Source organism: Chryseobacterium antibioticum, assembly GCF_012927325.1.
In the GTDB taxonomy this organism is placed as follows: Bacteria; Bacteroidota; Bacteroidia; order Flavobacteriales; family Weeksellaceae; genus Chryseobacterium; species Chryseobacterium antibioticum.
On the sequence record NZ_JABBGI010000005.1, the window covers coordinates 41405 to 64220 of the forward strand.

The window sequence follows — 22816 nt, forward strand, 5'->3', positions numbered from 1 at the left end:
CTAAATTTTTCTAATTTAATTTTTAAACAGGCTCTAAGAATATTGTTGAAAAAAATTCACCAATACCAAATGAGATAGTAATTAAGGTTAGTGCCATATAATTTTTTACCGCAAAAATAAAGGTGATTACAACATATTAATTACAGAAACCCGTAATACCACTTTCCAAAATTCTCACAACTTTGGAGGTTTTATTTCAAGCAAGCAAAAACAATATTTCCAAAAAACGTAATTACCAGACTGGAACTCTCCCAATTTCCAAGACTTTTTCAGATCATCAATCTAAAGCTACTCTGAGCAGGATTTTTAGTCAATCGTAGTTTTACTACAATTTTATAAATTTAATGTAATTTAATATTGAGTAGTATATTTTTTATCTAACTTAGGTGACATAATAGCAAAAAAAACGCACAATATATTATGAAAAACACCTCAAATTCTGATAAAGTTTCAGAAAACCATATTTCGGGGATCAACCGTGTGGTAAAACTGGAAATTGTGGTTGAGGGCAAAGCTGTCAATCACTTTAAGCACTTTCGTTTACAACAAAGTGCTAGAAAGCACCATGACTTTGAACTGGTATTGGCTCATGATTCTTTAGGCGAAGCGCAAAATCACAATCTTGAACAAGCTCAAAAGTTTTTAGGAAAAAGAATTACCATTGTTTTTAAATATAAAGATGCTGAAAGTGAAAGCCCCGAAAGAACATTTGTGGGTCTCATTACCAAAGTAGCATTCAGTCAGGAAAAAATGAGTCTGGGAAATATTATCTTAAAAGGAAAAAGTCCCACTATTCTCATGGATTCTGCTCCACATACCCAAAGTTTCGGAGGAAGCCAGCGGGTGAATACCAATATTATTGCAGACCGGATTATCAAGGAGACCTTAGGCTCAAACAAATTTGATTTCAGGATAGATACCCAAAACAAAAGTTATATTAATTACAGCGCACAATACAACGAAACCCACTACAATTACCTTACAAGGATTGCAGAAGCCTACGGAGAACAGTTCTATTATGACGGCGAAGTCCTTCATTTCGGGAAGCTCCCCTCTTCTGAAAAACCTATCCTATTGGTGTATGGAAGCAATGTAAATGATGTGAATGTTGAGCTGAAAGCCGTTCACACCAAACCGGAATACTTTGGCTATAACAGCAGCAGCCATACCAAAATGGTTGGTGTTGATGATCCTATAAAACATTTAGGAGAATTATCTTCCAAGGCTTATGAACTGAATGACACTATTTTTACAACCCGGTCACTGACTCCTACTCCCATCAATGCTAATATGTTCCGTGATGTAGATGATTCCCAAAAGAGCGCAAGGGGAAGTAAAGCAGTAGAGGTTTTTACCGTTTCAGGACAAACCACAGTTCCGTTCCTATATATTGGCTGTGTTGCAGATCTAGCCATGAGAAAGACCGGCAGCAATGAAACCTCACATTTTACAACGCTTATGATTACAGAGGTGAATCACGAAGTGGATGCAAGAGGATATTATACAGGAAGCTTTGAAGCCATCGCTGAAGGCACTGGTTTTATGCCAAAACCTGATTTTGAAATGCCCAAAGCTGAACCGCAGGTAGCCACAGTTATATCCAATGTAGATCCCTTGAATCAGGGCAGAGTACAGGTAAGGTTTGACTGGCAGGTAAATGATACGACCCACTTTATCAGAATGATGAGCCCTGACGCAGGGGGAACAGATGCCATAACACAAAACAGAGGTTTTGTAGCTGTTCCTGAGATTGGCGATCAGGTTATGGTGGGATTTGAATACCACAATCCCGATTTTCCATTTGCCATGGGTGGAATGTTTCATGGGCAGGTAGGCTTAGGCGGAGGCCCGAACAATCATTTGAAATCTATACAGACGAGAAGCGGAATTAAGGTTTTAATGAATGATGCAGAAAAAAGTGTAACCATAAAAGATCCAAGCGGAAATACTTATTTTATGGATGGTCAGGGCAATATTCATGTTACTGCGCCGAAGAACATGACTTTTACTGCAGGGGAAGATATGCAGATTTCAGTGGGAAGGAATATGACCACTAAGATTGGACAAGACAGCACCATGCATATTGGAAATGACCATACTGAATCCATTACAAAGAGATACACTCAGACCTCTGAAAATAAAAGTGTTACCGTTAAACAGGACCAAACAGAAAGCACCGGTAATAAATTTAGAAGCACTTCCGGAGAAGCTGATATACAGACCTCTAAAGGTGATTTAAAACTGAGAGGATCATCATTGGCCGTATTCCAAGGAGGAAAAGACGTTAAAGTAAGTAAAGGCTAAAAGTATGACGGGTGACGAAAGTAAATTTTCAATTGTTGCCGACGAATGTAGTTCCGACCTCAGCAATTGACTCAAATCCAAAATATAAACACATGGAAGATCAAAATACTTCAGCGCATGATCAAAAGCTTTCTGAAAAACGGGCAGAAAAACAAAAAAAAGCCAACGAAGATTCTCCTTCAGAAAAAAGAGAAATGGTCATGCATGGAGCCAAGTTGAAGTGTCCCTATGCTCAGGCACCCGGAAAACTGAAAGTTACCTCCAACGAAATAAATCTTCAGGATAAGCTATTTGCAACAAAGGGCGATGGAAACAACATGGTCAACCTTCAGTTTAAAGGAACTTGCGGACACCCAAAATGGCCTGCCAAAAACATGCCTCCCCCACCTTGTATGAACGTTATAAAATTAAGTCCGTGGCAAAATCTGGGAACCTCTATTGTACAGGAACAGACCGTTTTGGTAAAAGAGTCTTTTATCACTTGTGATCCTGTGGCTAATGTTGCAGTGGCGAAACCGATTCCGAAAGTGGAGAGGATTTTAACACCAGAAGAACCAAAAACTGAAATTGATTATAAGTTTTTGGTCAATTTCAGGAGAGGAAATTCTTACAAAGGAGAATATGGTTTTGATTGGTTACGAAAAGAATATGTTGAGCCATTGGAAAAAGTTTTGTATAATAATAGCAATCCTCCAACTCCTATAAGAACTAAACCTAACGGAAAGGCTGAAGCTACAAAAACACCTCTTTGTGAAAATTTTGAAGAGCTGAAAACTCAATATAGACCTTTTGCTAGATTCCAAAAAGATTACTACTGTACCTGGTTATCTATATTTCCGATAGATTATCCGAACTCTCCTCATATAAATGGTGTCAAATTGGATATCGAAGTATTTGAAGATTTTAAAGAAAATGAAAAAGTGAAAAAGCCTTCTGAAATAGAAATTCACTTTGAATGCGAAAATGCTGATGTAGAAATCACTCCTAAAATTGCAAAAAGTATAAAAGAAGCTAAAAAAGGGATAATTATAAAATGTAAGAAAGCATTATCACAAGAAACAGCAATTATAGTAAAAGCAGTTTTAAAAGATGGAGATAAACAAAAAACGAATGAACAAATAGGAAAATTATTCATCTATGCTAACAATGAAATTAAAAATATAGATATAACAATTGTAGATTGTTTAATCGATGATGATAGTTCAAAAGTTTTAAAAAGAAAAAGAGGAAGCGATTTGGAGGTATATTTAAATTCAAAAGTTTTAAATCAAGCTCTGATTCAATGTAAAGTAAAAGCGCCTGAAGATTTTGATTTACGATTATATAAGGAAAATGGAAAAACACTAGTAGAAAAATATAGTTTGGAGAAGGCTTCAGTAATGAAAGAATTAGAAATCTCTCCTAAAAAAGCTTCTACAAGAGTTGCAGGAAATGATATAGAAAATTTGGAAATTTTCAGAGATGATTTAATGAGTTTATATGAAAAAAATGGAACAAATAAAAACCCTGTAAGAAACAAAAATGATAAAAATAAATTTATGTTTTTTACAAATATTTTTGTTCAAATGGGGAAAAAAGAAGAAAGATTTTTTATTACAAAGGACCCGGCAGGAAATGAATCTTTTTCTATTAAAGTAATAAATGTGGATGCTTTTGCCTATTTTAAAACAGCGCAACCGGTTGGAAATATTGTTGTTTTTTTTACCGAGCAGACCTTAGACAATCCTACAATTGCTCACGAATTTGGACATAATTTAGGATTATGGCATTTATTTGATAACAGTCCATATAGATTTTATAAAGGGCACACTGATAATTTTATGGATTATTCAGAAAGAGTAAGAATAGATGTAGAAGATTCAACAGATAAAAATAGGAATAAAAGATTAGCATACTACAAATGGCAGTGGGATGAAATGAGAAAAGGAATATAAAAGATAAAATATGAAAAAACTACTTTTTTTAGGACTGATTATTTCCTCTATGTGTTATAATGCTCAAAGATATTATAATGTTGATATTTTAGGGGAAGGACATTTTCATTATGATACAAAAACTCCTTTTAAGGATTTCATTCAAAGTTTTAGTAAGAATGAATTTATAAAATCATCAAAAATTAATATTCTGGATTCAACAAAGATAGGTCCAGATAAGCTGAAAAATTATCATAAAATGATTTTAGATAATATTCCTAAGAATAACATAAATCATATCTGGGTCATTTTTGGATATAGTAATGGTAATTATTATTCTAAATATTTTTTAGGAGAAAATTTAATTAAAAATGAAAATAATTTTTTTGTCCAATTAAATTATTTTGTCAATAAAAAAAACAATCTGATTGATAGCATTGGTATTTGTATTCCTAAAAATGGATGTAGAGAAATAAAAAAATATAAGCCAATTCATCCTACCAAAATATTTCAATCTATAGAAATGCAAAAAAATAATTTTCCAGTTGACAATAGTTATAGTTTAAAAAAATATGAAGAAGATAGAAAAAAATTGGAAGAAGATAAAAAAACTATTTGGACAATGGATAAAGAATAAATATTTATGAGTCATTATAAAATCATTTCACTTTGCATCTAAATTTTGAAATTTACTTTGTTGAGCATAATAATAAATGAAATAGAAAAATAAGAAGGAACCTACCTTATATAGCACAAGTGTAAATGGAAAAACAGTAAAGTCTGTAAAAGATAAAAAGAAGGTAATCTGGAAGAAGTAAAAATTATTAATGACCTGGAAACAAAGTATAATAGTTCAAATAATTTTCAATAATCAGCTCAAAATAAAACGTTATGAGTGAAGAACAAGAAAAAGATGATTATTCTGTAAATCCCAATCAAAAGACTTTTGATATACCGCACCAGGTAGATCATGAAGTGAATGTGGTGAAAATATATTTTGCGAAACAGGTTCCTAAAATGGTATGGGAAACGAAGGAAGAAACTTATACGGTCAAAGGTGGAGGTCTGGTATCTGACGTCAAAAAGAAGTATGAAAAAAAAGGAAGAAGGAACATCCAGGCAGATCAGGCAGATTCTGTAAAATTAAAGGCAAAAGAATCGGTAAAAATGACCTGGGAAGAAGAAGTACAGGCGAAAAAAGCTGATGGCAGTCTGGATTTTGATTTCGAGAGAATAAATAGCACTACCATTAAAAAGAAAGTATGGGTGGTAGCCAATTGTGAAGGAGCAAGCGGCAAACTTTCGGTTGAGATCTATGAAAATAAATTGAAAAATGCTGAAAACATCTATGAAAACCCTGTCAAGTTTTTGGATGGAGAGGAGGAGAAAAACAAAATTGAATTCACAATCAATGGAACATTGGTATACGCCAAAGAAATAACAATGCGCCCCAAAAGTGATGAAGATTTAAAGAAACTGATCGATAAATTTAATAAAAGAGATGATAAGAATGCCTTCTTATATTTCAAAGCTGAAGTAACAGGAACAGAGGATGAAGTGAAATTTCCGGATGAGACACATGAGTTTTTAAATAAAGACAATGAAAGGTTTGAGATCAGATACTGTAATTGTGGAAACAATTATGATATTACCTGTACCCGATATAGTAAAAGATATGGACCCGCCTATTGGGGATCAAAAAAACTTGAAAATTATTCCGATTGGGATACATTGATTGAAGACAAGAAAATTACAGATGAAGAAAAGGCTATTTTGGTGGGAATGTCTGAAAATGAAGGCAAATTAGATTCTGTTCAATCCTATGACTGGGACCTTTCAGGTGAACAAATGATAGTAACGGCTGGAGCCATGCAGAAAACAGTGGATCATACCGGAAAAGGTGAATTTACCACACAAGTTGAAGAATTTAAAGCTCAGCATCCTGAAAAATATGACGAGTTATTTGTATCATGCGGATGGACGGTGGACTCCGGGATTCTCTATTATAAAGATCCGGCAGATCCTAAATCGGAGAAAATCACAGGAAATACATTATCAAACAAAATCAGAGAAAATTGTAAAGAATCTTTATTTGGAAAAACAGTAGAATGTAAGCCTCTGCAACCGATCGTGAATGCCGTTATTGATAAAGTATTTCAGGAAAAACAGGTGCTGGATTTTATCAAAAGATTAAAAGAGGTAGTACTTCCTTTAACTCCTACAGGCTATTCATATAAGTTGTCAGATTATTTAAAATCAAAATTGGGTAAGGCAACCGCATTGGATCATCATATTAACAGACCAGGATATGTACAAGACGATTTCGGCTCTGCATTAGACCGGTTTTTTGCCAAAAAAGATGCTAACACAGCCAAAGAAAATAAAGCCAAAAAAGAAGGTGAAAAACTAGAAAAAATATCAAGAAATCCTGGTGAGTGGGGGGATATGCACGGTAAATACGAACAGGAAATTCTTGATGACTACGGGAATAAAAGAAGAGGTACAGATATGGATAAACGCTATGAAAAAATGGAAAAAAACGCAAACTTATCATCATGAAAAAATTGACATCCTTTCTAATAATTCTAATCATTTTTATTACTTGTGGAAACATGGTTTCGCAAAAACATCATGATGGGCAGAATAAAACGGTAAAGAAAGACACTATAATTGTTTTAAATGATACTTTATCACTGTATTATGCTTCCTATAACAGCAATATGAAACTATGGTATAATCTCCATATCATTAATAAAAAGAAGAAAATAAAAGTAGGTAAAGGAAGTGAATTTAATGGTACCGGAAGTGAGCTCTTTTCTCGACTATCCCCTAATGCAAAATACGTAGTAGTGGATGGCATCATCAAAGAATATGTGCATGAAAGTGCTAAAGACAGTACCCTGCATGAAAACTACACGTGTGCCATTATTGACCTAAAAAAAGCAAAAATAATTAAACAGCTTCAACAGGATTGTGATGGATCATGGAACAAGAAAAACCAATGGGTTTCCTCTGGTGGGAAAGTAATTTTTAAGTAAAAAACAATAGTTTAATTGGCAGCAACAAGTTGTAAAATGAGTGAAAAATTATGGAGCCCGTATTTCCTATAGATATTAAATTAAACCTTTTGGAAGGAAAGAAATTTTATCGCTATTCCTATAATGAATATACCACCATCAATGGAAAAACGCATAGAAGCGAGCTCAACAAAAACTTTCATGTTACGCTGAAGCTTTTAGAAAAAGAAAGGTTTGAATACCATATCGAAATTTTTGACAGAGTTCACAGAGATAAGGAACTCTCACTGTCCGAAAAAGGTTTTTTAGCCAGAATTGCAGAGATCAATGATGATGTAGTGCTTATAACGGACGAATATGGAAACTTAAAAAATGTACAGGGATTGTCAGTTCTTCAGAATAAAGTGGAAAAAACAGTAGAAAAGCTCTCCCAGTCCTATGTGGGCAAACAGGCAGAAGATTCTTACCAATTTTTAAAAGAATTTTACCAAAAGGAACATTTAGTGGGTCAGGATTTTTTAAAAAATAATCATTTTGGAATGATCCTCCATCAATTTTATGGAAGGTATGAGCAGGAAAATAATGCAAAGTATAGCGTACGCTACCGTAATTTTATGGCCAATACCGTCATAGATATAGAAGAGCGTGTACAACCGCAGGACATGCGTGGTGATGATGAATTATTGCTATTACAATATACCGGGAACATCCCTTCTGATAAAAATTGGGAAATGTTTTACGGAGAAATGAAAAGAAAGGAAATAGCTTATAACAGTGAAACAGATTTTCCAAAACTGGACAAATATAAAGGGCAGATTTTGTTAGATTTTAAAACCAAAGAAGTTTTGGAGCATAAACTGACCATAGAATTTTTCCTGGGAGAAAACTACCAAAAGAAAATCATCTATCATATAAAAGAAATAAGCTATGAAGAACTATAAAAAAATAGGATGGATTGAAGAACTGCAGGACCAGTTGGATGTCTGAGCCTTACCTCATGAAAATAAAATCTCGGATAATCCCCGTCAGGAAATAGCAAAAACTCGCGTATTAAAAAAAGAAAAATCTTAACATGGCGACACGTATTACAATAACAGATTCAGGGCAAACCCAAACCTTAAATGGTCCATTGGCTCCGGATACTCCCGATGACTCGTTACAGCGCGTTACTGAAGTTTATTTTGCCAAGAAAACCACAACAGACAATGGAACAAGAGTCAATTTTACAAAAATTGATTCTGCTCATGTACAGCAAGATGATCAGAATCAAAATATCCCATACGATTCCATATTAGGAAAAACGGTGTATCTGATCATAGAGACCAGCAATATGACCGACTTGAGTATAGATGCAGTGATAAGACCTTCGGAAAATACCATGACGGAAAATACAGATACCCTACAGTTAATGCGTTTTGTATCTCCTGACCGATATGAAGCACAGAGGTTGTTTACCGTACAGGTAGGAAACTTTGATGCCCTTAACAACAGAGAAGGTAACCATGATCATTACACTAATTTACGAGCTGACCATATCAATAAAGCCATTATTAAGCTACAACTAAGGCCTGACGGACGAGCTACTTTTGATGACTGGACCAGAAGATTGGCAGATGGCAGCATTAATTTGGAAGTGGCGGTAGAAAGGGCAGACAATAATCCCTGTGCCTATGGAGATGGACAGGAAGAAGTAAACGGAGCCGGTATTTTCTTAAATGATGACCGAGGGAGATTCAGAGTGGTCAATAAAAATATATATACCATTCATCATGGCAGTAATACGTACAATACTTTACAGGAGATTGGTGCCAATCCGGCAAGAAGAAGAAGGATTCAAAAAGTTCTGAATGCTCATTCTACTGAAGTTATTTATTTTTATTACGACCAAAACGATAATGAACACAGGATATGTTCCAGAATTAAAGAAAGTGTAACCAGAAAAAGAAGAGTCAACACCATTCCGCCGCTGGCTCAAAGAGGAGCTCTTTCACAAACAATAGATTTCACAGCGAACAGAGCTGCCGGAGAACAGATAGATGCACATCAGTTATTGGTGTATGCTAACGGAACTCTTGGTGATGGAGCAACCGACAAATGGTACGCTAATCAACCGGGAAATGTAGAGCTGGTCAATATGGATATTTTAGAGAATGCGGGTGTAGGGCCACAGATTTTTGAAGCATTCAATTATAATCAAAATGGCGTTATCATCCGGTATGGGTTTCAGCATACCAGAAGAAGAAGCATTCAGCCGGATTTATTTGCCGGTTTCTTAGGGTCATTGGCCCAATTCAGACAGGAAGGACACACTCATTATATCGTGTCTCAGGGATTTTCTTATTCTGATGCGTCATGTTATCCCAGTGCAGAACATGTGAATGGAGAAGCGGGAGATTTGAATTTATTAACGGCTCAGCAAAATGGAGTCAATACGATCCTTACAGCAGCGAATTTTGATTATGATAACCAGGTCATTCTCCGGAATATTCTTTTTGATTTTGGATTTGGATCAGGTCGGTCAGAGGATTTTTCCAACACTTCAAATGCCAGTACTTCAGACAATGCCAGTACAAGGTTACCTCATACCACCCATACCGCTACACCAAGACATAACAATCATTTGCATGTTCACGGTTTCACCCCAATATTAGATATCTATGCCTAAAATTAATATCGCTTGCTTTATCCTTTTGTTTTTCCTTTTTTCCTGCTACAGTAAGGCTCAAACAGAAAATAAGGCAACAAGCACAGAAGCACATTCAACAGATAAAGGATCAATTCTCTTTAACACCAATAAAGCAGATTGTATCAGTCTGCCATTTGGGTATTCAGATATTTCAAAACGAATCACCGTTGATTCTATTGTGTCTGCCATACAGGATGAAAATAAATTGAAGGAAATCAATGCATTACAATTTGAAAAAATAATCAAAAAAGATCTTGTATTGCTTCCTGAAGAATACGATGTTTTTTTGCCATTCGGCACTACTGTCAATGAAAAATATGACCACATTAAAATAGCTTCTCATTTTCTGTGTTATGGAGACTATTCACTGTACTTTATGGCGGTCTATAATACCGTTCGTTACGCCGAACCGTTTATTGAAAAAATGTATTTAATGTCAACTAAAGACGGCAAGCTTATCGATATGAAGAGAATCTATCTGAATCATCAGGGAGAAATGGGATTTGCCAACTATACCCTATTTGATATCGATAAAAATTATATTATTTCTGTGCAAGATTATGAGTTGACTGAAAATCCTTTTCACTTAAAACCCTTACATCAATACCAGATTCTGCCCTCCGGAAAATTTGCCAGATACTTTGATAAAGATGGTCCTTATAAAAATGATGATGAACAGGGCATCGTGAAAAATCATCATAAAGAAGGAAAATGGATAGAATCCAAATCCAATGGATCTATGGATTTACAAAAATATCCGGAATTTACGGATCCGTATACTTATCTGGAAGCCGAATATAAAAATGGTTTACCCGTTGGAACATGGAAATTTTACAAATTATTGCAAAAATATAATGAAGAAACAGGAGAACCCCTATTCAATACAAGGAAGAAAGGACCATTGATCTATACGGAAAGGTATCGGGAAGGTGTATTAGAAAAAAGGGAATTTCATTAACGCATGTGGATGAACTAATACCGTATTTCCGCCACTCTCCGAAGTCTAAATTGTCGGATAGAACGCTTATTTAATACTTTATTCAATTGCATCGGAGATAAGATCACACTTTTTTTAACGCAAAGTTTTTTTTAGTCCCTTATGATTTTAAGGAAAGCAAAGGGTGGCGGCTTCACCGCTGATGAAGCGGCCTGATAAAACGTTCCCTTCATCAAATCAATCAAGGATTAAAACTTTCGCTTCATCGAATCAATCCTTGATTGATTCCTTCTTTGCCTCCTACTCTATGCATGATTATAGTAAACCTTTGCGTTAATGAAATTTCTATTCAGATTTTAACGCAAAGTTTTTTTAAGATCCTGATGATTGTAAGGAAAGCAAAGGATGGCGGTTTCTCCGCTGATGAAGCTGCCGACTGAAACGCGCGCTTCTTCAAATCAATCAAGGATTGATTCCTTCTTTGCCTACTACTCTATGCTTGATTATAATAAACCTTTGCGTTAATGAAACTTCTATTCAGATTTTAACGCAAAGTTTTTTTAAGATCCTGATGATTGTAAGGAAAGCAAAGGATGGCGGTTTCTCCGCTGATGAAGCTGCCGACTGAAACGCGCGCTTCTTCAAATCAATCAAGGATTGATTCCTTCTTTGCCTACTACTCTATGCTTGATTATAATAAACCTTTGCGTTAATGAAACTTCTATTCAGATTTTAACGCAAAGTTTTTTTTAAGATCCTGATGATTGTAAGGAAAGCAAAGGATGGCGGTTTCTCCGCTGATGAAGCTGCCGACTGAAACGCACGCTTCTTCAAATCAATCAGGGATTGATTCTTTCTTTGCCTCCTATTCTATGCATGATTATAGTAAACCTTTGCGTTAATGAAATTTCTATTCGTTAGTTGTACTTCTTCCCTCTCCTTTCAAGAATAAGATGTGCTGCATCCAGCATTTTAGTCAGATGAATGTACGGACTGATGATATTCCTTTCCGGCAGATTATCATAGACACCCAGTGAAAAGTAAACCATTCCGGACATAAAATAATCAAATTCCTGTACGCTGTATTCTCTGAATGCTTTTTTAAAAACCAACAGAGGATTTCGATATTCCTTCTCCGAAAGCAAGCCAAGAGCCAGCGGAGAGGTATTTTCCAGCTGAATATTAACGACCCATTTCTTTTCCTTCAGCGTGATGAGATAACCTGCACGGACAAACGACTGCATCGACTGCCGAAAGTGAAAGATAACAGACGGATCTTCTTTGATCCAGCTATTCCTTTTTACAGCGCAATTGATAATATTGTTGAGTTTCTCTTTAGATGCAACCAGGTCATTGAATTGAAAAAAGGTCTCCATCAGCTGGAGTCCGGAGTGCTTCCTGCGAACTGCCCAAAATCGGGTGTCAAAATCTGTTTTGTTCTTTTTCATGGGTGTGTATTTTTTATTGTCTAGGAATATTTTTATAAATATAATAAAAATTTGCTATCATTCGGATTTGAGTCCGAGATTTTTATAAGAATAAGTAATTTATTTGTTTCTATGACAGAAGCAAATAGAAAAATTGTTGAATTTATAAGGAATGAATGGGTTGTTCCTCTGAACAATAACAGCAAATTTGCAGTGGATCATAACATCGATGAAAAAACAGTGCGAAGAATAAGAGATGATGAAACCTATCAAATTGCTCTTCTTACCATCATGCGAATTTGTCATGGTAAGAATATCACTCTTGCTAATTTCTTCAAAATGGTTGGAATATAAATGATATAACTACTATAATTAATAAATCCTGACGAGAGTTGGGATTTTTTTTTGTCCAAATTTTTGAAACTTCTAAGAATATCTTTTTAAATTTCCGTGAAAATACGGATACCGAATTTTGAGATACTTTTTATTTTTGTTGTTTACGGAAAGCCGTAAAATAATATAAATTATCATTTGTAAATTTGATAAATAGTAAAGTCCCATTTCTATTTTAGGTTAACAATCATTAAATTATGGATTACAAATATTTTTTTTTTAGCTTCATCAAGTATTCGTGTAGAAGAAACTTTATCTACAAATAATTCTACTGAAGACGCAATGTTTTGGTCTGAATTATTTGATGATAATCATCACCAATCATTCTATTTTTCATCCTTAGCTCTCAATGAGTTGGAAGATGAAGATGAAATTATTAAAAGGGCATATCAAATTCTTTTAATTTTTGAAGGTATTTTTAAACTTTGTGAAAAACGATCTAAAAAATACTTTAAACTTGACGCCTTATATGATTTTCAAACTAAAAAACTTATTGCAGCCCCAATTAATGAACCTGAAATATTTTTTATAGACTTTGATATATCAAAATTAAAAAATTCACCCAAAATCATTACTAATAATCAAGCTTACGACCTCTTCTCTAAAGTAATTAAAAGTGAGTATTTGACTAACCTCTTTTTTCTTCTTTCCAGAAATACTGATTATAAGTTATTATATATGATTTATGATGATATTAAGTATTTTCTTAAAAAAGAAGATTCATTAGATTTATTAAAAGAATTTGAAAGTGATATTAAAATATTCACACATACCGCAAACAATTATGAAGTTTTAGGATATTTTGCACGACATGGAAGAACGAGCCAACAACCTCCTAAAAAAGTAATTAGTTTAGAAGATAGTACAGAATTAATTTACAAAATCGTCTATAAGGTACTATATGAAAAATTCAATATTATACTCTACAGATTATAAAAAAACATAACAAAAAGTTATACTTTTTATAGCAGAATTTCAACTAAAAGAATTGAAATTAAGATTTCCGATTTCTAATGATTAATTCCAAGTTTATAATTAGAAAGTGAAGGAAAACTCCTATTCCAATACAATATATTATGATGTAATGAAAAGTGTAGAATATATTTGCCATTGGTGTTAATGGAGACATGTTCCCCGTAAATATTGAAGATATACTATAAGGAAGTAATGTTGCATAAGTCCAAAAATTATTTCTATCTAATTCAGCTTTTTTAACTTTATAATAGTGTAATTCATTTTTAAGGTAGTTAATATCTTCGTTTATTACACTTCCAAACTTCATGGAATCTAATCCAGTCTGACTTCCACCTTTGTATAATTTCTTTTTTAGAAGACCTCTTTTATCAAATATGTAAATAGTTGCTGTAAGATCATTATTTCTACTAGGAATACTAAAATTAAAATCTGAATGTATTATACTACTGTCTGTAAAAGTTAATTGTTTTAATTCTTTTAATGACTTATTTAAAATCGTATAATTTGAGGATTTAATATTTTCGAGATATTTAATCTCATAAGGAATATTCTTAGAGTCATCAAGCCACTCATTAAACACCACTTGTTTTCGACTATCACGAATAGCAGTTTTAAATTCAAAACTAGCTGGATTACTTTTGAGCATTAAGGTATATAGAAAAGGAAAGACTACTAAATGTAAAGTTAATATGATTGAAAGACATGAAATTGCATATTTAGATTTCTGATACTTTTTAGAAATCCTGTACAGATAAACACAGAATGATAAAATAATTAAGATTAAGAATGTTGTTGAAAAAAATTCACCAATACCAAATGATATGTTAATTAAGGTTAGTATCATATTAAGTTATTTATATAAAAATAAAGGAGATTACAATATATTACTTACGGTTTTCCGTAAGGTAAGAAGTTTAAATTACCTTAAATTTAGTATATTAAATAAATTTTATTATGGAAAAAATTAAAGCAATTAAGCCGGGTCCAAAGCCCAATAAGCCTGACGGAACCCCTGACAGAAGAAGAAGAGTTACACCGGAAGTAAAGCCAAAACATCCGGATTTAAAACCTCACAAGCACAAACCTGGAGATTCAAAATAATCTCACCCCGCCACCGCACGAATCATTTCGTGTGGTTTTTAGCATTATAAATCAAACATTCTAAAAAATCTAAACATCAACAAAACCCCAACACAAAGCCTATAGGCACTTCCGAAGAGTCTACAAGCATTTCACCAACCCTCTGGAGGGTCTTTCCAACGGCCTCTACCCCCTTGAGGAACGGGCCGACCCCCCTTACCCAAGGGGGTAGAACCGGTTATGTAAGAGGCTAAAGAGACTTCCGAACAGCCTTCAGACCGTTATCCAAGGGAGTGCAGCCCCTTGTCATACTCCCCTGAGGAGGTTATGCTCCCCCTACCGCACGATTGTATCGTGTGGCTTTGGTTTTTAGTATTATAAATTAAACATTATAATAATATAATCTAAAAGCCAAAGCCACACGATACAATCGTGCGGTAGCTGGGACCTTAGCGTCACAATATCTGCTCGTACAATAGCTTCCTGTCTGATGATAACAGCAAATGTAATCGTTATTAGGACCATGTGATCCTCCACAAGCGGGTCCTGTTGGGTCTGTCGGCTCTAAACCTACACCAGTACTACCGTCGATACCTCCAGCTGCAAAAGTTGATTTTAATTTTCTCTCGTTAATTTTTTCATAGTAATTCTTTTAAATTCGATTTGAAGGATAAGAACAATTCTCGAATAAATGATTTAAAATAAAAACCTAAAATATTATGGATACTATAAAATTAAATATTTCAAAGGTTAATTTTCCAAGAAACAGTAAATAGACAAGATGACGATACACCCATACAAACCATTGGATAAATGTAAAATTGATCATCAATAACCTTGACTAAAATTAATTACGGCGACCCACAACAAATCACTGCCCAGAATCTGGGGGAATGTCTACTATTTGCTTTTGTCAATTATTTTCACTATCTTGTAACATGAAAAAAATTGAAAATCAAGGGAGTATAACCCATGCAGGCAGAATGAACGAACGAACAAGAGCGATGGAAGTTCTTGAAAAAGCCAAGCAAACACAGGGGAAAATTACCTTTCTGAGACAAGGTGTCGGGAGAAACTTTAAGCCAAAAACTGAGGAATCGTAAATCGAAATTGATTTAATTGATATCTTCAAAGAGTAGTATATTGTCTCATGGACATAGAAGAACCCGAAAATAAGATATTAGACGTCGTAAAAGAAAAACACATCCGAACCGGAGGACATAACGGAAATAAGCGGGATGATGTTGATAGGATCCTGAATCTGTCAATCGACGATCGTAACATATTTCTTCAGCGTATGATTATGCTGCCAACATAAAACCCCTGCGTTAACAGGGGTTATTTTTATCTATAGGTGGCGCAATAATAAACTTCATCTGGACTGTCGTAATTATACATCTTTCGTATTAAGATTGGTTCTGCCCTGAGTGGTATTCATATTCTCTACACCACTCTTCACCTTAGTATTTATAATCTCAATAGAGGTTTTAAAGCGATGCTTTAATCTATAACTAATCTAACTTAAAAAAGAAATACACTACGGCTGCCCACTCCTTTTTAATGCCTCTGGCATAGCCAATAGTACTGCGACTGCTATTTTCAACAGTTCCATCGTCTTTGATATACCCAATGGTTGAACGGCTGCTGTTTTCTACGGTGCCGTCTTTTTTAACATAACCAACGGTAGAACGGCTTTTGTTTTCTATAGTCCCGTCACTTTTGATATAACCGATGGTCGAGCGGCTTTTATTCTCGATGGTTCCATCCGACTTGATGTACCCGACGGTGGAACGGCTGCTGTTTTCAATCGTTCCGTCCGATTTGATGTAGCCTGTCGTGCTGCGGCTTCCCAATTCTATCGTTTGTGCACTTATCAGGGAAAGGCTGAAAAGAAGGAAACCAATGACTCCTATTTTTTTCATGATTTTAAAATTTTAAATGGTTATTGTTTTTATTTTTTTTGATGTCTTAAAAAAGCGATTCATTTTAAAAAAAACAGCGCCACTTAAGACACTATCCCGCGAAGTGTGTAAGTTAAAAAGTTAGGCTTGGATTTATAATCTGAGCCTTTTTTCAAAAATAAGGATGGAAATAGTTTTGAGTCACCATCTCGTAAATAGTGTGCTCCTTTTGTATTGTTTGGGTCAGTTACTGCTTCTACGATTTGAGCGTGAACTTTTTGTAGATCTTCCTTATTATTGAAATAAAGATTGAATTCTTGAGTTCCGTTAAGGATTTTTATTTTCATATTAATTCCCACATTTGAGTGGTTCCTTATATATAACAAAATTCAACAATAAAAACAATTATAAAAGCTACTAAATACTTCCTAAAACTTCCATTATGAGATCCTGCATTATCTCATAATATTTGATCGCCAGTAGAAAAAATTCTCATTCAAAATCTTTGCTTTGTCAATCGACAAATAATCTTCTGGCCCGTCTAAAACGTGTCTGATTTTCATTTCTTTGAAAAATTATAAATTGAATCTAAATATATTTTAACCTCGTTAAGTTCTATCCCTTTACATGGTAGAAGTTTAAATTTTTCTCCTACAGGAATTGCAAAATGTCCTTCAATCTGTATTTCGTTCATGTTATCGGTTTTATAATTTTAGTTTCCGAGTATACAAAAGATTAATTATTCAGCAGAAAAGACTAGTGATGTTTATTTGAGTTTCATGGTTATTAGTTTTATCCTCGGCTATGGTCGGGGCTTTTTCCCACACATTTTAAATGAAAAAATACTAATTTTGTAAAATATTAATAATAAAGCTAATAAACAATGTTTATATTTCGATAATATACATTATCTTCACTTTATTAACACCAAATTATATATTTTTATGAAAAAATTACTTTTTACATTAATTTGTGCAACTATACTAATTTTTACTAGTTGCTCAAACGATTCTCATCAAGAAAAGGAAGTTCAAGACCAGAATCAGGTGGTAACATCGAAGAAATCTGTAAGCAAAACTCAGCAAGAAATCGATAATCTTCTCAAACATTTCACAACAAAGGATTATCATTCCTCTGTTTCCGGCTTAACTAAAGAGGAAGTGCAAAAAGATATGGCAATGAAATTACTGCCAAAATGCAAACAACTTCTTATGGAAAATGGATATACGGAAGATGCCATTAATAAATTTGATTACAAAACTATTATACTTACAGCATTTAACTTAAAAAAATAATTATGAAAAAGATCTTTTTATCAGTTGCGCTTATATTTGGCGCAGTTAATTTTGCAATGGCAGTCCCAACCTTTTATTATAATTTTGGAAGTTACGACGTAGGAGGTTTATTTGTTTATTATTCAAGTCCAACTAATGGAATGGGTTGTTACGATGGAGACATGATTCCGTTAAAACTGTCAAGTTCAAATGTTCTTACAAATATGAATACTGGTGTTGTAGTTCCAGCTAACCAACTTACACATGCATATGTATGTGGTGCATCTCCAACGCCGGTATGCAGTACTACAGCGGATGTAGTATTTAGAGGCATGAGATTTTATACTACAATAAGTAATTTCGCGGGGATGGCAGGAACAAGTTGTACATATTTTACTCAGGTTCCAACACCTAACGGATGGAAAATAACAATGCCAGGTTTACAAAGTCTAACATTTATAGACCTAGGGTTCATGGCACAATATATTTACCAATAAGAAAAAGAGATCATACTCTCTTTTTTTTTCTATTTATCCTGAAAAAAACTCAAATTTATAATAAAATAAAAAATTCCATTACTGCCCAAATTGGGTTATTTACATTTGTAGCGTGTAATGAAGATTTTTATCCGGAAGTTGATAAGATGAATGAAATCAGGACAGCAACTGTTGGGAATGGTTCTGGGAATGCAAACTTAAGGTTCCTACGTTCACGTTGAAGATGAAGAAGAATAAAAATTCATGATTATAAAACAAATCCTCGAATAATATCGGGGATTTTTACTGTACATACTTTTTATTTTCCTCTAAGAAATAAGGTTTACTTTTTCTCTTCTCAATAGCCTCACAGTTTACTGAAAGCCATGAAGTAAAATTATCGAACATCCATCCACACTCCGAAGTCTCCTGACTTTGGAGCCTATTTTAAGGAATTGTTTTTATTTACTTCTTCAAAGTCAGAAGACTTTACGTAACGTGATTTTTTTTAAAACAGGATCTTTTACAAGAAATTCCTAAATATTCCGTTTAATTCTTAAATTTGGCTCATGCAAAAGAATCTTTATCTCATCATTATATTATTTTCTCTTACCAGTTGCTATACGTATCAGGTAAAAAAGCAAGTGGATCCGGCGACCGACAATAAGGAAGGCTCTAAAAAGAATACAGCTCTTGCTAATAATACTTCCACGCAAATGAAAAGCACAACCGCTGAATCCCAAAGCCTGAACGCACAACAAACGCCTGTTCCTATCAATGTTCAAGAGACACTTGCCCCTAATAAAAAATTTAAAATTGACGTTGATGGCAAGAGCTATAAAATAATAGTTGACAAGTGGGAAAGAGACAGTCTGGTTGCCCACCCGATTAGTAATCCTAAAAAAATTCTGAAATTCCATAAGAACCAGATCAATGGCGAGAAAATTGCAGAAAAACGCTTTTCACAACCCATAGCTGATATTATTACGGTTACTGTTTATGCCGGAATTGCTGTTGGCATCTGGTCACTTCTGCGCTAATTTTTTAAACTTTTCCAGTAATTGATTGGCCAAAGTCAGGAGACTTTGTGCAACGGAAATTTTAGTTCCCAAAATAAAAAATATTTTAGTCCCTATTTAAATGCTGTATTCCGCGTCAGCTTTATTACTGCGTTGCTAACGAAGAGATTTGTATTTAATGATCTACACTATTTCTTTGAAAACCTTTATTAGAGACTTTCACTTAGTTGGTCTTTTTTATGGCTCAGAGACTTCGTCTTTGAATTGCAGAATTCTATCCACCAGTTTATTAAGTTCTCAATCGTACAGCAAAATCGTAATTACTAAAATTTGCTGTATCTTGGTAGTACCCAACACCTATTTATGAAAATCATCAATTACACAAAAATTTTCAGAGAAGATTGCCTCCAAATCTTCAGAAGTAATTTACCTAAATTTTTTGCTATCGAAGAATTGCAACTTTTTGAAAGCTTTCTGAATGATGATACCGAAGAGAACTACTTCGTGGTGAAAATCGATGGTCAGGTAGTAGGATGTGGTGGATTTTTTTTAGATACCAAGAATAATGTGGCAGGATTATCCTGGGGAATGGTTCATGCCGACCATCATGGAAAAGGAATAGGAAAAGCATTTACCCAATATAGGCTTGATTTGTTAAAAAAGAGCTACCCTTCCCTGCCCTACAAAATTGAAACCTCGCAGCATACCGCGGAATTTTATAAAATGAATGGTTTTAGAACAGTAGAGATCGTGCCGGATGGATTTAGTAAAGGAATTGATAAATACACCATGATCATGGAAGTAACTGAACGTTAGCAGAAATTTCAGAACACAATAACAATTAAATATGAAAATAATACTTAGCTATCTATTGATTGTACTATATACCCTTGCAAGCGGTCAGGAAAAATCAATCATTAATGATCTGAAATTTTCTAACTATTCCGGGCATCCCAAAAAAATTACGGAGATCATCACTTTTTCAACCCAGAACATAGACAAAAGTATTTATTATTTTGACAAAGATGGTTTTCTGACAAAAACTGAGCGCTATAATGCAACCCAAAGCGAATTTCCTGATAAAAGATTGATAAGTGACCTTATTACCTATGATTCAAAGAATAAAGCCAAACGCTGTTTCGAAGCCGTTAATCCCGGAAGTAAGAAGATACAAGCTAAAGGCTATTTTGAAAAAATTTCCGATTCTTTGTATAAGAGAGTTTCAAATTCTGACACTCCCTCTATGTTGCTCAACAAGTTATTTTATTTTGACAAAAATAACCGCCTTATAAAAACAGAAGAAACCGGAAATTTTAATGGAACCCCCATTAAGAATGTCATTATTTATACGTATATCAATGCCGTAAAAAATGAAATGCTTTTTGAGGATTTAATCACTCAGAAAAAATCCAGAATCATTTATAAGAACGTAAAACTTGACTCACATGCCAATTCCGTTTATGAAGAATTGTTTGATGATCATGGAATTTTACAACAAAAAATAGAAAGAGAATTTGAATATTATTAAGGTAAGGATACTTAAAAGGACCTGTTATCCTATTTTATTTATTTCATACCGCTGTTTGTCTTTTGTAGACAAATTTTCCTATCAGAAAACCAATCGACGGAAACAGAAAAGAACCGCACATTCCAATCAATAAGAAGATAAAATCACTGCTAAACAAAGGAAGATTTATAAAAGCTAAATAAGTCCAATGCATATTAAGCCAATACTCCATCAGGAAAAACCCTAATGCCCAATCATTGCCACCGAATAAAGAAGTATTTCCAAGTGCCTCCATTTGAAATAATATACCCCAATACTAACATGTTATCCTGGTCAAACAAAGATATTGAATATCTTTGTTTAGTATTTACATCATCCTGTTCACAAAAAGCACTCTATAGCACGAGTGCTTTTTCATGTCAATAAATGGTTGTTGTTTTCCTGTTCAGATCTCTGATCTCATTTTTCCAGCACTATTTTATTGGAAGAGAACAAAAAATTTTGGCTACCTGATTAAAATAGACCGATAAATATGGTTTTCCATAAATTTTTTCATTTTAATATTAATATTTTTGACAAAGGAAAATGTGACATCAGTTCATACTTATGTAGACCCTTTTTAGTATATTAAAGCCTATAATTAACGCATCCCAAATTATTTTCATCTGTTATGAAAGTTCTCCATACCGCCGACTGGCATATAGGCCAGCTATTTCACGAATACGACCGTACGTATGAGCATCAGCAGTTCCTGGATTGGCTGCTTCAGACCTTAGGCCATGAAAGCATTGATATTTTACTGATCAGTGGGGATGTTTTTGATATTTCCAACCCTTCTGCCGCTTCAATAAAAATGTTTTATACATTCCTGAACAAGGCGACTAAGGGAAATAAGGATTTACAGATCATCATCACTGCCGGCAATCACGATTCAGCCTCCCGTTTGGAAGCCCCTAAGCCTTTGCTGGAATCTTCCAATGTGCATATTGTCGGATGGGTTGAAAAAGATACAGAAGGAAATATAGACTATGAAAAGCTGCTTATCCCGATAAAGGATGCCTCAGGAAATGCCAAAATATGGTGCCTTGCTGTTCCTTTTTTACGAATGGGCGACTACCCATCGATACCGGGCAGTGAAAATCCTTATACAGAAGGCGTAACTGCATTATACAAAGAAGCCTTTGAATATGCTAGCCAGAAAAAAAAGGAAGGACAGACGATGATTGCTATGGGACACCTTCATACGCATCATGCAGAACCAGGCAAGATGAATGACACAGAAAGACCTATTATGGGAGGTGTCGAATGTATTCCTGCGACAGCATTTCCTCAGGAACTCAAATATGTGGCACTTGGACACATTCATAAAGCACAAAAAGTTGGAGGAAAAGAACATATCCGTTATTCTGGCAGTCCGTTGCCTATGTCTTTTTCAGAACTTAACTATAAGCATCAGGTGATTGTTTTTGAACTTGATGAAGATATCAGCAATCTGAAATCAGTAGAGATTCCTCTGTTTGTACCGCTTCAGAGAATTCCAGCTAGTCACCAACCACTGCATGAAGTCATTACATTATTGGAACAACTACCCAATACCGAAGGTACACGGGAAACCATTCCCTATCTCGAAGTAAAGGTCCTGCTTGAAGGTCCTGAACCTGCTTTACGATATAAAATTGAGGCTGCAATAACGGGTAAAAATGTAAGACTTGCTAAAATTGACTCCAAATATCCTCCATCAACAAAAGAAGAACCTGAATTTATTACCCAAGAAAAACTTAGTGAACTACAACCGTTAGATGTATTTGGAAAGGTATATCAATCCAGATACAATACAGAAGTTCCCGAGGCAATGTTGAAGCTTTTTAAGCAGGCCGCAGAGGAAGTAAATCAAACTGCAGAATAAA

The 22816-nt window shown here is 34.4% G+C and carries 24 protein-coding genes; 18 read left to right on the forward strand and 6 right to left on the reverse strand.

Annotation, left to right across the window (positions count from 1 at the left end):
* Window positions 1–420: 420 nt before the first annotated feature.
* From HHL23_RS05065 to HHL23_RS05100, 8 genes are all read left to right on the forward strand, one after another.
* Entirely contained in the window at window positions 421–2304 is a 1884-nt protein-coding gene (locus HHL23_RS05065) for a type VI secretion system Vgr family protein (protein ID WP_169233728.1), read from the forward strand.
* A gap of 92 nt (window positions 2305–2396) precedes the next feature.
* Window positions 2397–4238 (forward strand): PAAR-like protein, encoded by a 1842-nt coding sequence (locus HHL23_RS05070; RefSeq protein ID WP_169233729.1) that lies wholly within the window; start codon window positions 2397–2399, stop codon window positions 4236–4238.
* A 10-nt stretch (window positions 4239–4248) separates the two neighbouring features.
* Window positions 4249–4854: a hypothetical protein gene (locus HHL23_RS05075; RefSeq protein ID WP_169233730.1), complete on the forward strand. Its 606-nt coding sequence runs from the start codon at window positions 4249–4251 to the stop codon at window positions 4852–4854.
* Between the two features lie 254 nt (window positions 4855–5108).
* Window positions 5109–6776 carry a hypothetical protein gene (locus HHL23_RS05080; protein ID WP_169233731.1) on the forward strand — a complete coding sequence of 556 codons (1668 nt, stop codon included), beginning with the start codon at window positions 5109–5111 and terminating at the stop codon, window positions 6774–6776.
* On the forward strand, window positions 6773–7255 hold the full coding sequence (locus HHL23_RS05085) for a hypothetical protein (RefSeq protein WP_169233732.1): 483 nt from the start codon (window positions 6773–6775) through the stop codon (window positions 7253–7255). The genes HHL23_RS05080 and HHL23_RS05085 overlap by 4 nt, the downstream gene beginning before the upstream one ends.
* A 50-nt stretch (window positions 7256–7305) precedes the next feature.
* Entirely contained in the window at window positions 7306–8175 is an 870-nt protein-coding gene (locus HHL23_RS05090; RefSeq protein WP_169233733.1) for a hypothetical protein, read from the forward strand.
* 131 nt (window positions 8176–8306) lie between these two features.
* A complete protein-coding gene (locus tag HHL23_RS05095) occupies window positions 8307–9899 on the forward strand; it encodes a hypothetical protein (protein ID WP_169233734.1) in 1593 nt (530 codons plus the stop codon).
* On the forward strand, window positions 9892–10878 hold the full coding sequence (locus tag HHL23_RS05100; protein ID WP_169233735.1) for a hypothetical protein: 987 nt from the start codon (window positions 9892–9894) through the stop codon (window positions 10876–10878). Before HHL23_RS05095 ends, HHL23_RS05100 begins: the two co-directional genes overlap by 8 nt.
* Before the next feature lie 896 nt (window positions 10879–11774).
* Here the strand turns inward: HHL23_RS05100 and HHL23_RS05105 are convergent.
* Window positions 11775–12305, reverse strand: a complete 531-nt coding sequence (locus HHL23_RS05105; protein ID WP_169233736.1) for a hypothetical protein — start codon at window positions 12303–12305, stop codon at window positions 11775–11777.
* Between the two features lie 111 nt (window positions 12306–12416).
* Between HHL23_RS05105 and HHL23_RS05110 the strand changes: the two genes are divergently transcribed.
* Both HHL23_RS05110 and HHL23_RS05115 read left to right on the forward strand, forming a co-directional pair.
* On the forward strand, window positions 12417–12638 hold the full coding sequence (locus tag HHL23_RS05110; RefSeq protein WP_169233737.1) for a hypothetical protein: 222 nt from the start codon (window positions 12417–12419) through the stop codon (window positions 12636–12638).
* Window positions 12639–12959: 321 nt separating this feature from the next.
* On the forward strand, window positions 12960–13613 hold the full coding sequence (locus tag HHL23_RS05115) for a hypothetical protein (protein WP_169233738.1): 654 nt from the start codon (window positions 12960–12962) through the stop codon (window positions 13611–13613).
* A 58-nt stretch (window positions 13614–13671) separates the two neighbouring features.
* Here HHL23_RS05115 and HHL23_RS05120 read toward each other — a convergent pair whose 3' ends face one another.
* A complete protein-coding gene (locus HHL23_RS05120) occupies window positions 13672–14496 on the reverse strand; it encodes a hypothetical protein (protein WP_169233739.1) in 825 nt (274 codons plus the stop codon).
* 110 nt (window positions 14497–14606) lie between these two features.
* On the opposite strand from HHL23_RS05120, the gene HHL23_RS05125 reads away from it, so the two are divergent.
* Together HHL23_RS05125 and HHL23_RS05130 are read left to right on the forward strand one after the other, a co-directional pair.
* Window positions 14607–14753 carry a hypothetical protein gene (locus tag HHL23_RS05125; protein WP_169233740.1) on the forward strand — a complete coding sequence of 49 codons (147 nt, stop codon included), beginning with the start codon at window positions 14607–14609 and terminating at the stop codon, window positions 14751–14753.
* A 1129-nt stretch (window positions 14754–15882) separates the two neighbouring features.
* Window positions 15883–16050, forward strand: coding sequence for a hypothetical protein (locus HHL23_RS05130; RefSeq protein ID WP_169233741.1), 168 nt, complete (start codon window positions 15883–15885; stop codon window positions 16048–16050).
* A 193-nt stretch (window positions 16051–16243) separates the two neighbouring features.
* Here the strand turns inward: HHL23_RS05130 and HHL23_RS05135 are convergent, their stop codons facing one another.
* From HHL23_RS05135 to HHL23_RS22720, 3 genes are all read right to left on the reverse strand, one after another.
* Window positions 16244–16654 (reverse strand): 5-fold beta-flower protein, encoded by a 411-nt coding sequence (locus tag HHL23_RS05135; protein ID WP_169233742.1) that lies wholly within the window; start codon window positions 16652–16654, stop codon window positions 16244–16246.
* A gap of 83 nt (window positions 16655–16737) precedes the next feature.
* Entirely contained in the window at window positions 16738–16980 is a 243-nt protein-coding gene (locus HHL23_RS05140; RefSeq protein ID WP_169233743.1) for a hypothetical protein, read from the reverse strand.
* A 212-nt stretch (window positions 16981–17192) separates the two neighbouring features.
* Complete coding sequence (locus HHL23_RS22720; RefSeq protein ID WP_262889212.1) at window positions 17193–17327, reverse strand: hypothetical protein; 135 nt, start codon at window positions 17325–17327, stop codon at window positions 17193–17195.
* A 250-nt stretch (window positions 17328–17577) separates the two neighbouring features.
* Here HHL23_RS22720 and HHL23_RS05145 point away from each other — a divergent pair, with 250 nt between their 5' ends.
* From HHL23_RS05145 to HHL23_RS05165, 5 genes are all read left to right on the forward strand, one after another.
* Window positions 17578–17928: a hypothetical protein gene (locus HHL23_RS05145; RefSeq protein WP_169233744.1), complete on the forward strand. Its 351-nt coding sequence runs from the start codon at window positions 17578–17580 to the stop codon at window positions 17926–17928.
* 2 nt (window positions 17929–17930) lie between these two features.
* Window positions 17931–18404, forward strand: coding sequence for a hypothetical protein (locus HHL23_RS05150; RefSeq protein WP_169233745.1), 474 nt, complete (start codon window positions 17931–17933; stop codon window positions 18402–18404).
* Between the two features lie 548 nt (window positions 18405–18952).
* Window positions 18953–19423, forward strand: a complete 471-nt coding sequence (locus tag HHL23_RS05155) for a hypothetical protein (protein WP_169233746.1) — start codon at window positions 18953–18955, stop codon at window positions 19421–19423.
* 342 nt (window positions 19424–19765) lie between these two features.
* Window positions 19766–20218, forward strand: coding sequence for a GNAT family N-acetyltransferase (locus HHL23_RS05160; protein WP_169233747.1), 453 nt, complete (start codon window positions 19766–19768; stop codon window positions 20216–20218).
* 31 nt (window positions 20219–20249) lie between these two features.
* Window positions 20250–20930, forward strand: coding sequence for a hypothetical protein (locus tag HHL23_RS05165; protein WP_169233748.1), 681 nt, complete (start codon window positions 20250–20252; stop codon window positions 20928–20930).
* Between the two features lie 43 nt (window positions 20931–20973).
* Here HHL23_RS05165 and HHL23_RS05170 read toward each other — a convergent pair whose 3' ends face one another.
* The gene (locus HHL23_RS05170) at window positions 20974–21204 is read right to left on the reverse strand and encodes a hypothetical protein (RefSeq protein WP_169233749.1); all 231 of its coding nucleotides are present in this window, start codon (window positions 21202–21204) and stop codon (window positions 20974–20976) included.
* A 375-nt stretch (window positions 21205–21579) separates the two neighbouring features.
* Between HHL23_RS05170 and HHL23_RS05175 the strand changes: the two genes are divergently transcribed.
* The gene (locus tag HHL23_RS05175) at window positions 21580–22815 is read left to right on the forward strand and encodes an exonuclease SbcCD subunit D C-terminal domain-containing protein (protein ID WP_169233750.1); all 1236 of its coding nucleotides are present in this window, start codon (window positions 21580–21582) and stop codon (window positions 22813–22815) included.
* The last annotated feature ends 1 nt before the right edge of the window (window position 22816 follow it).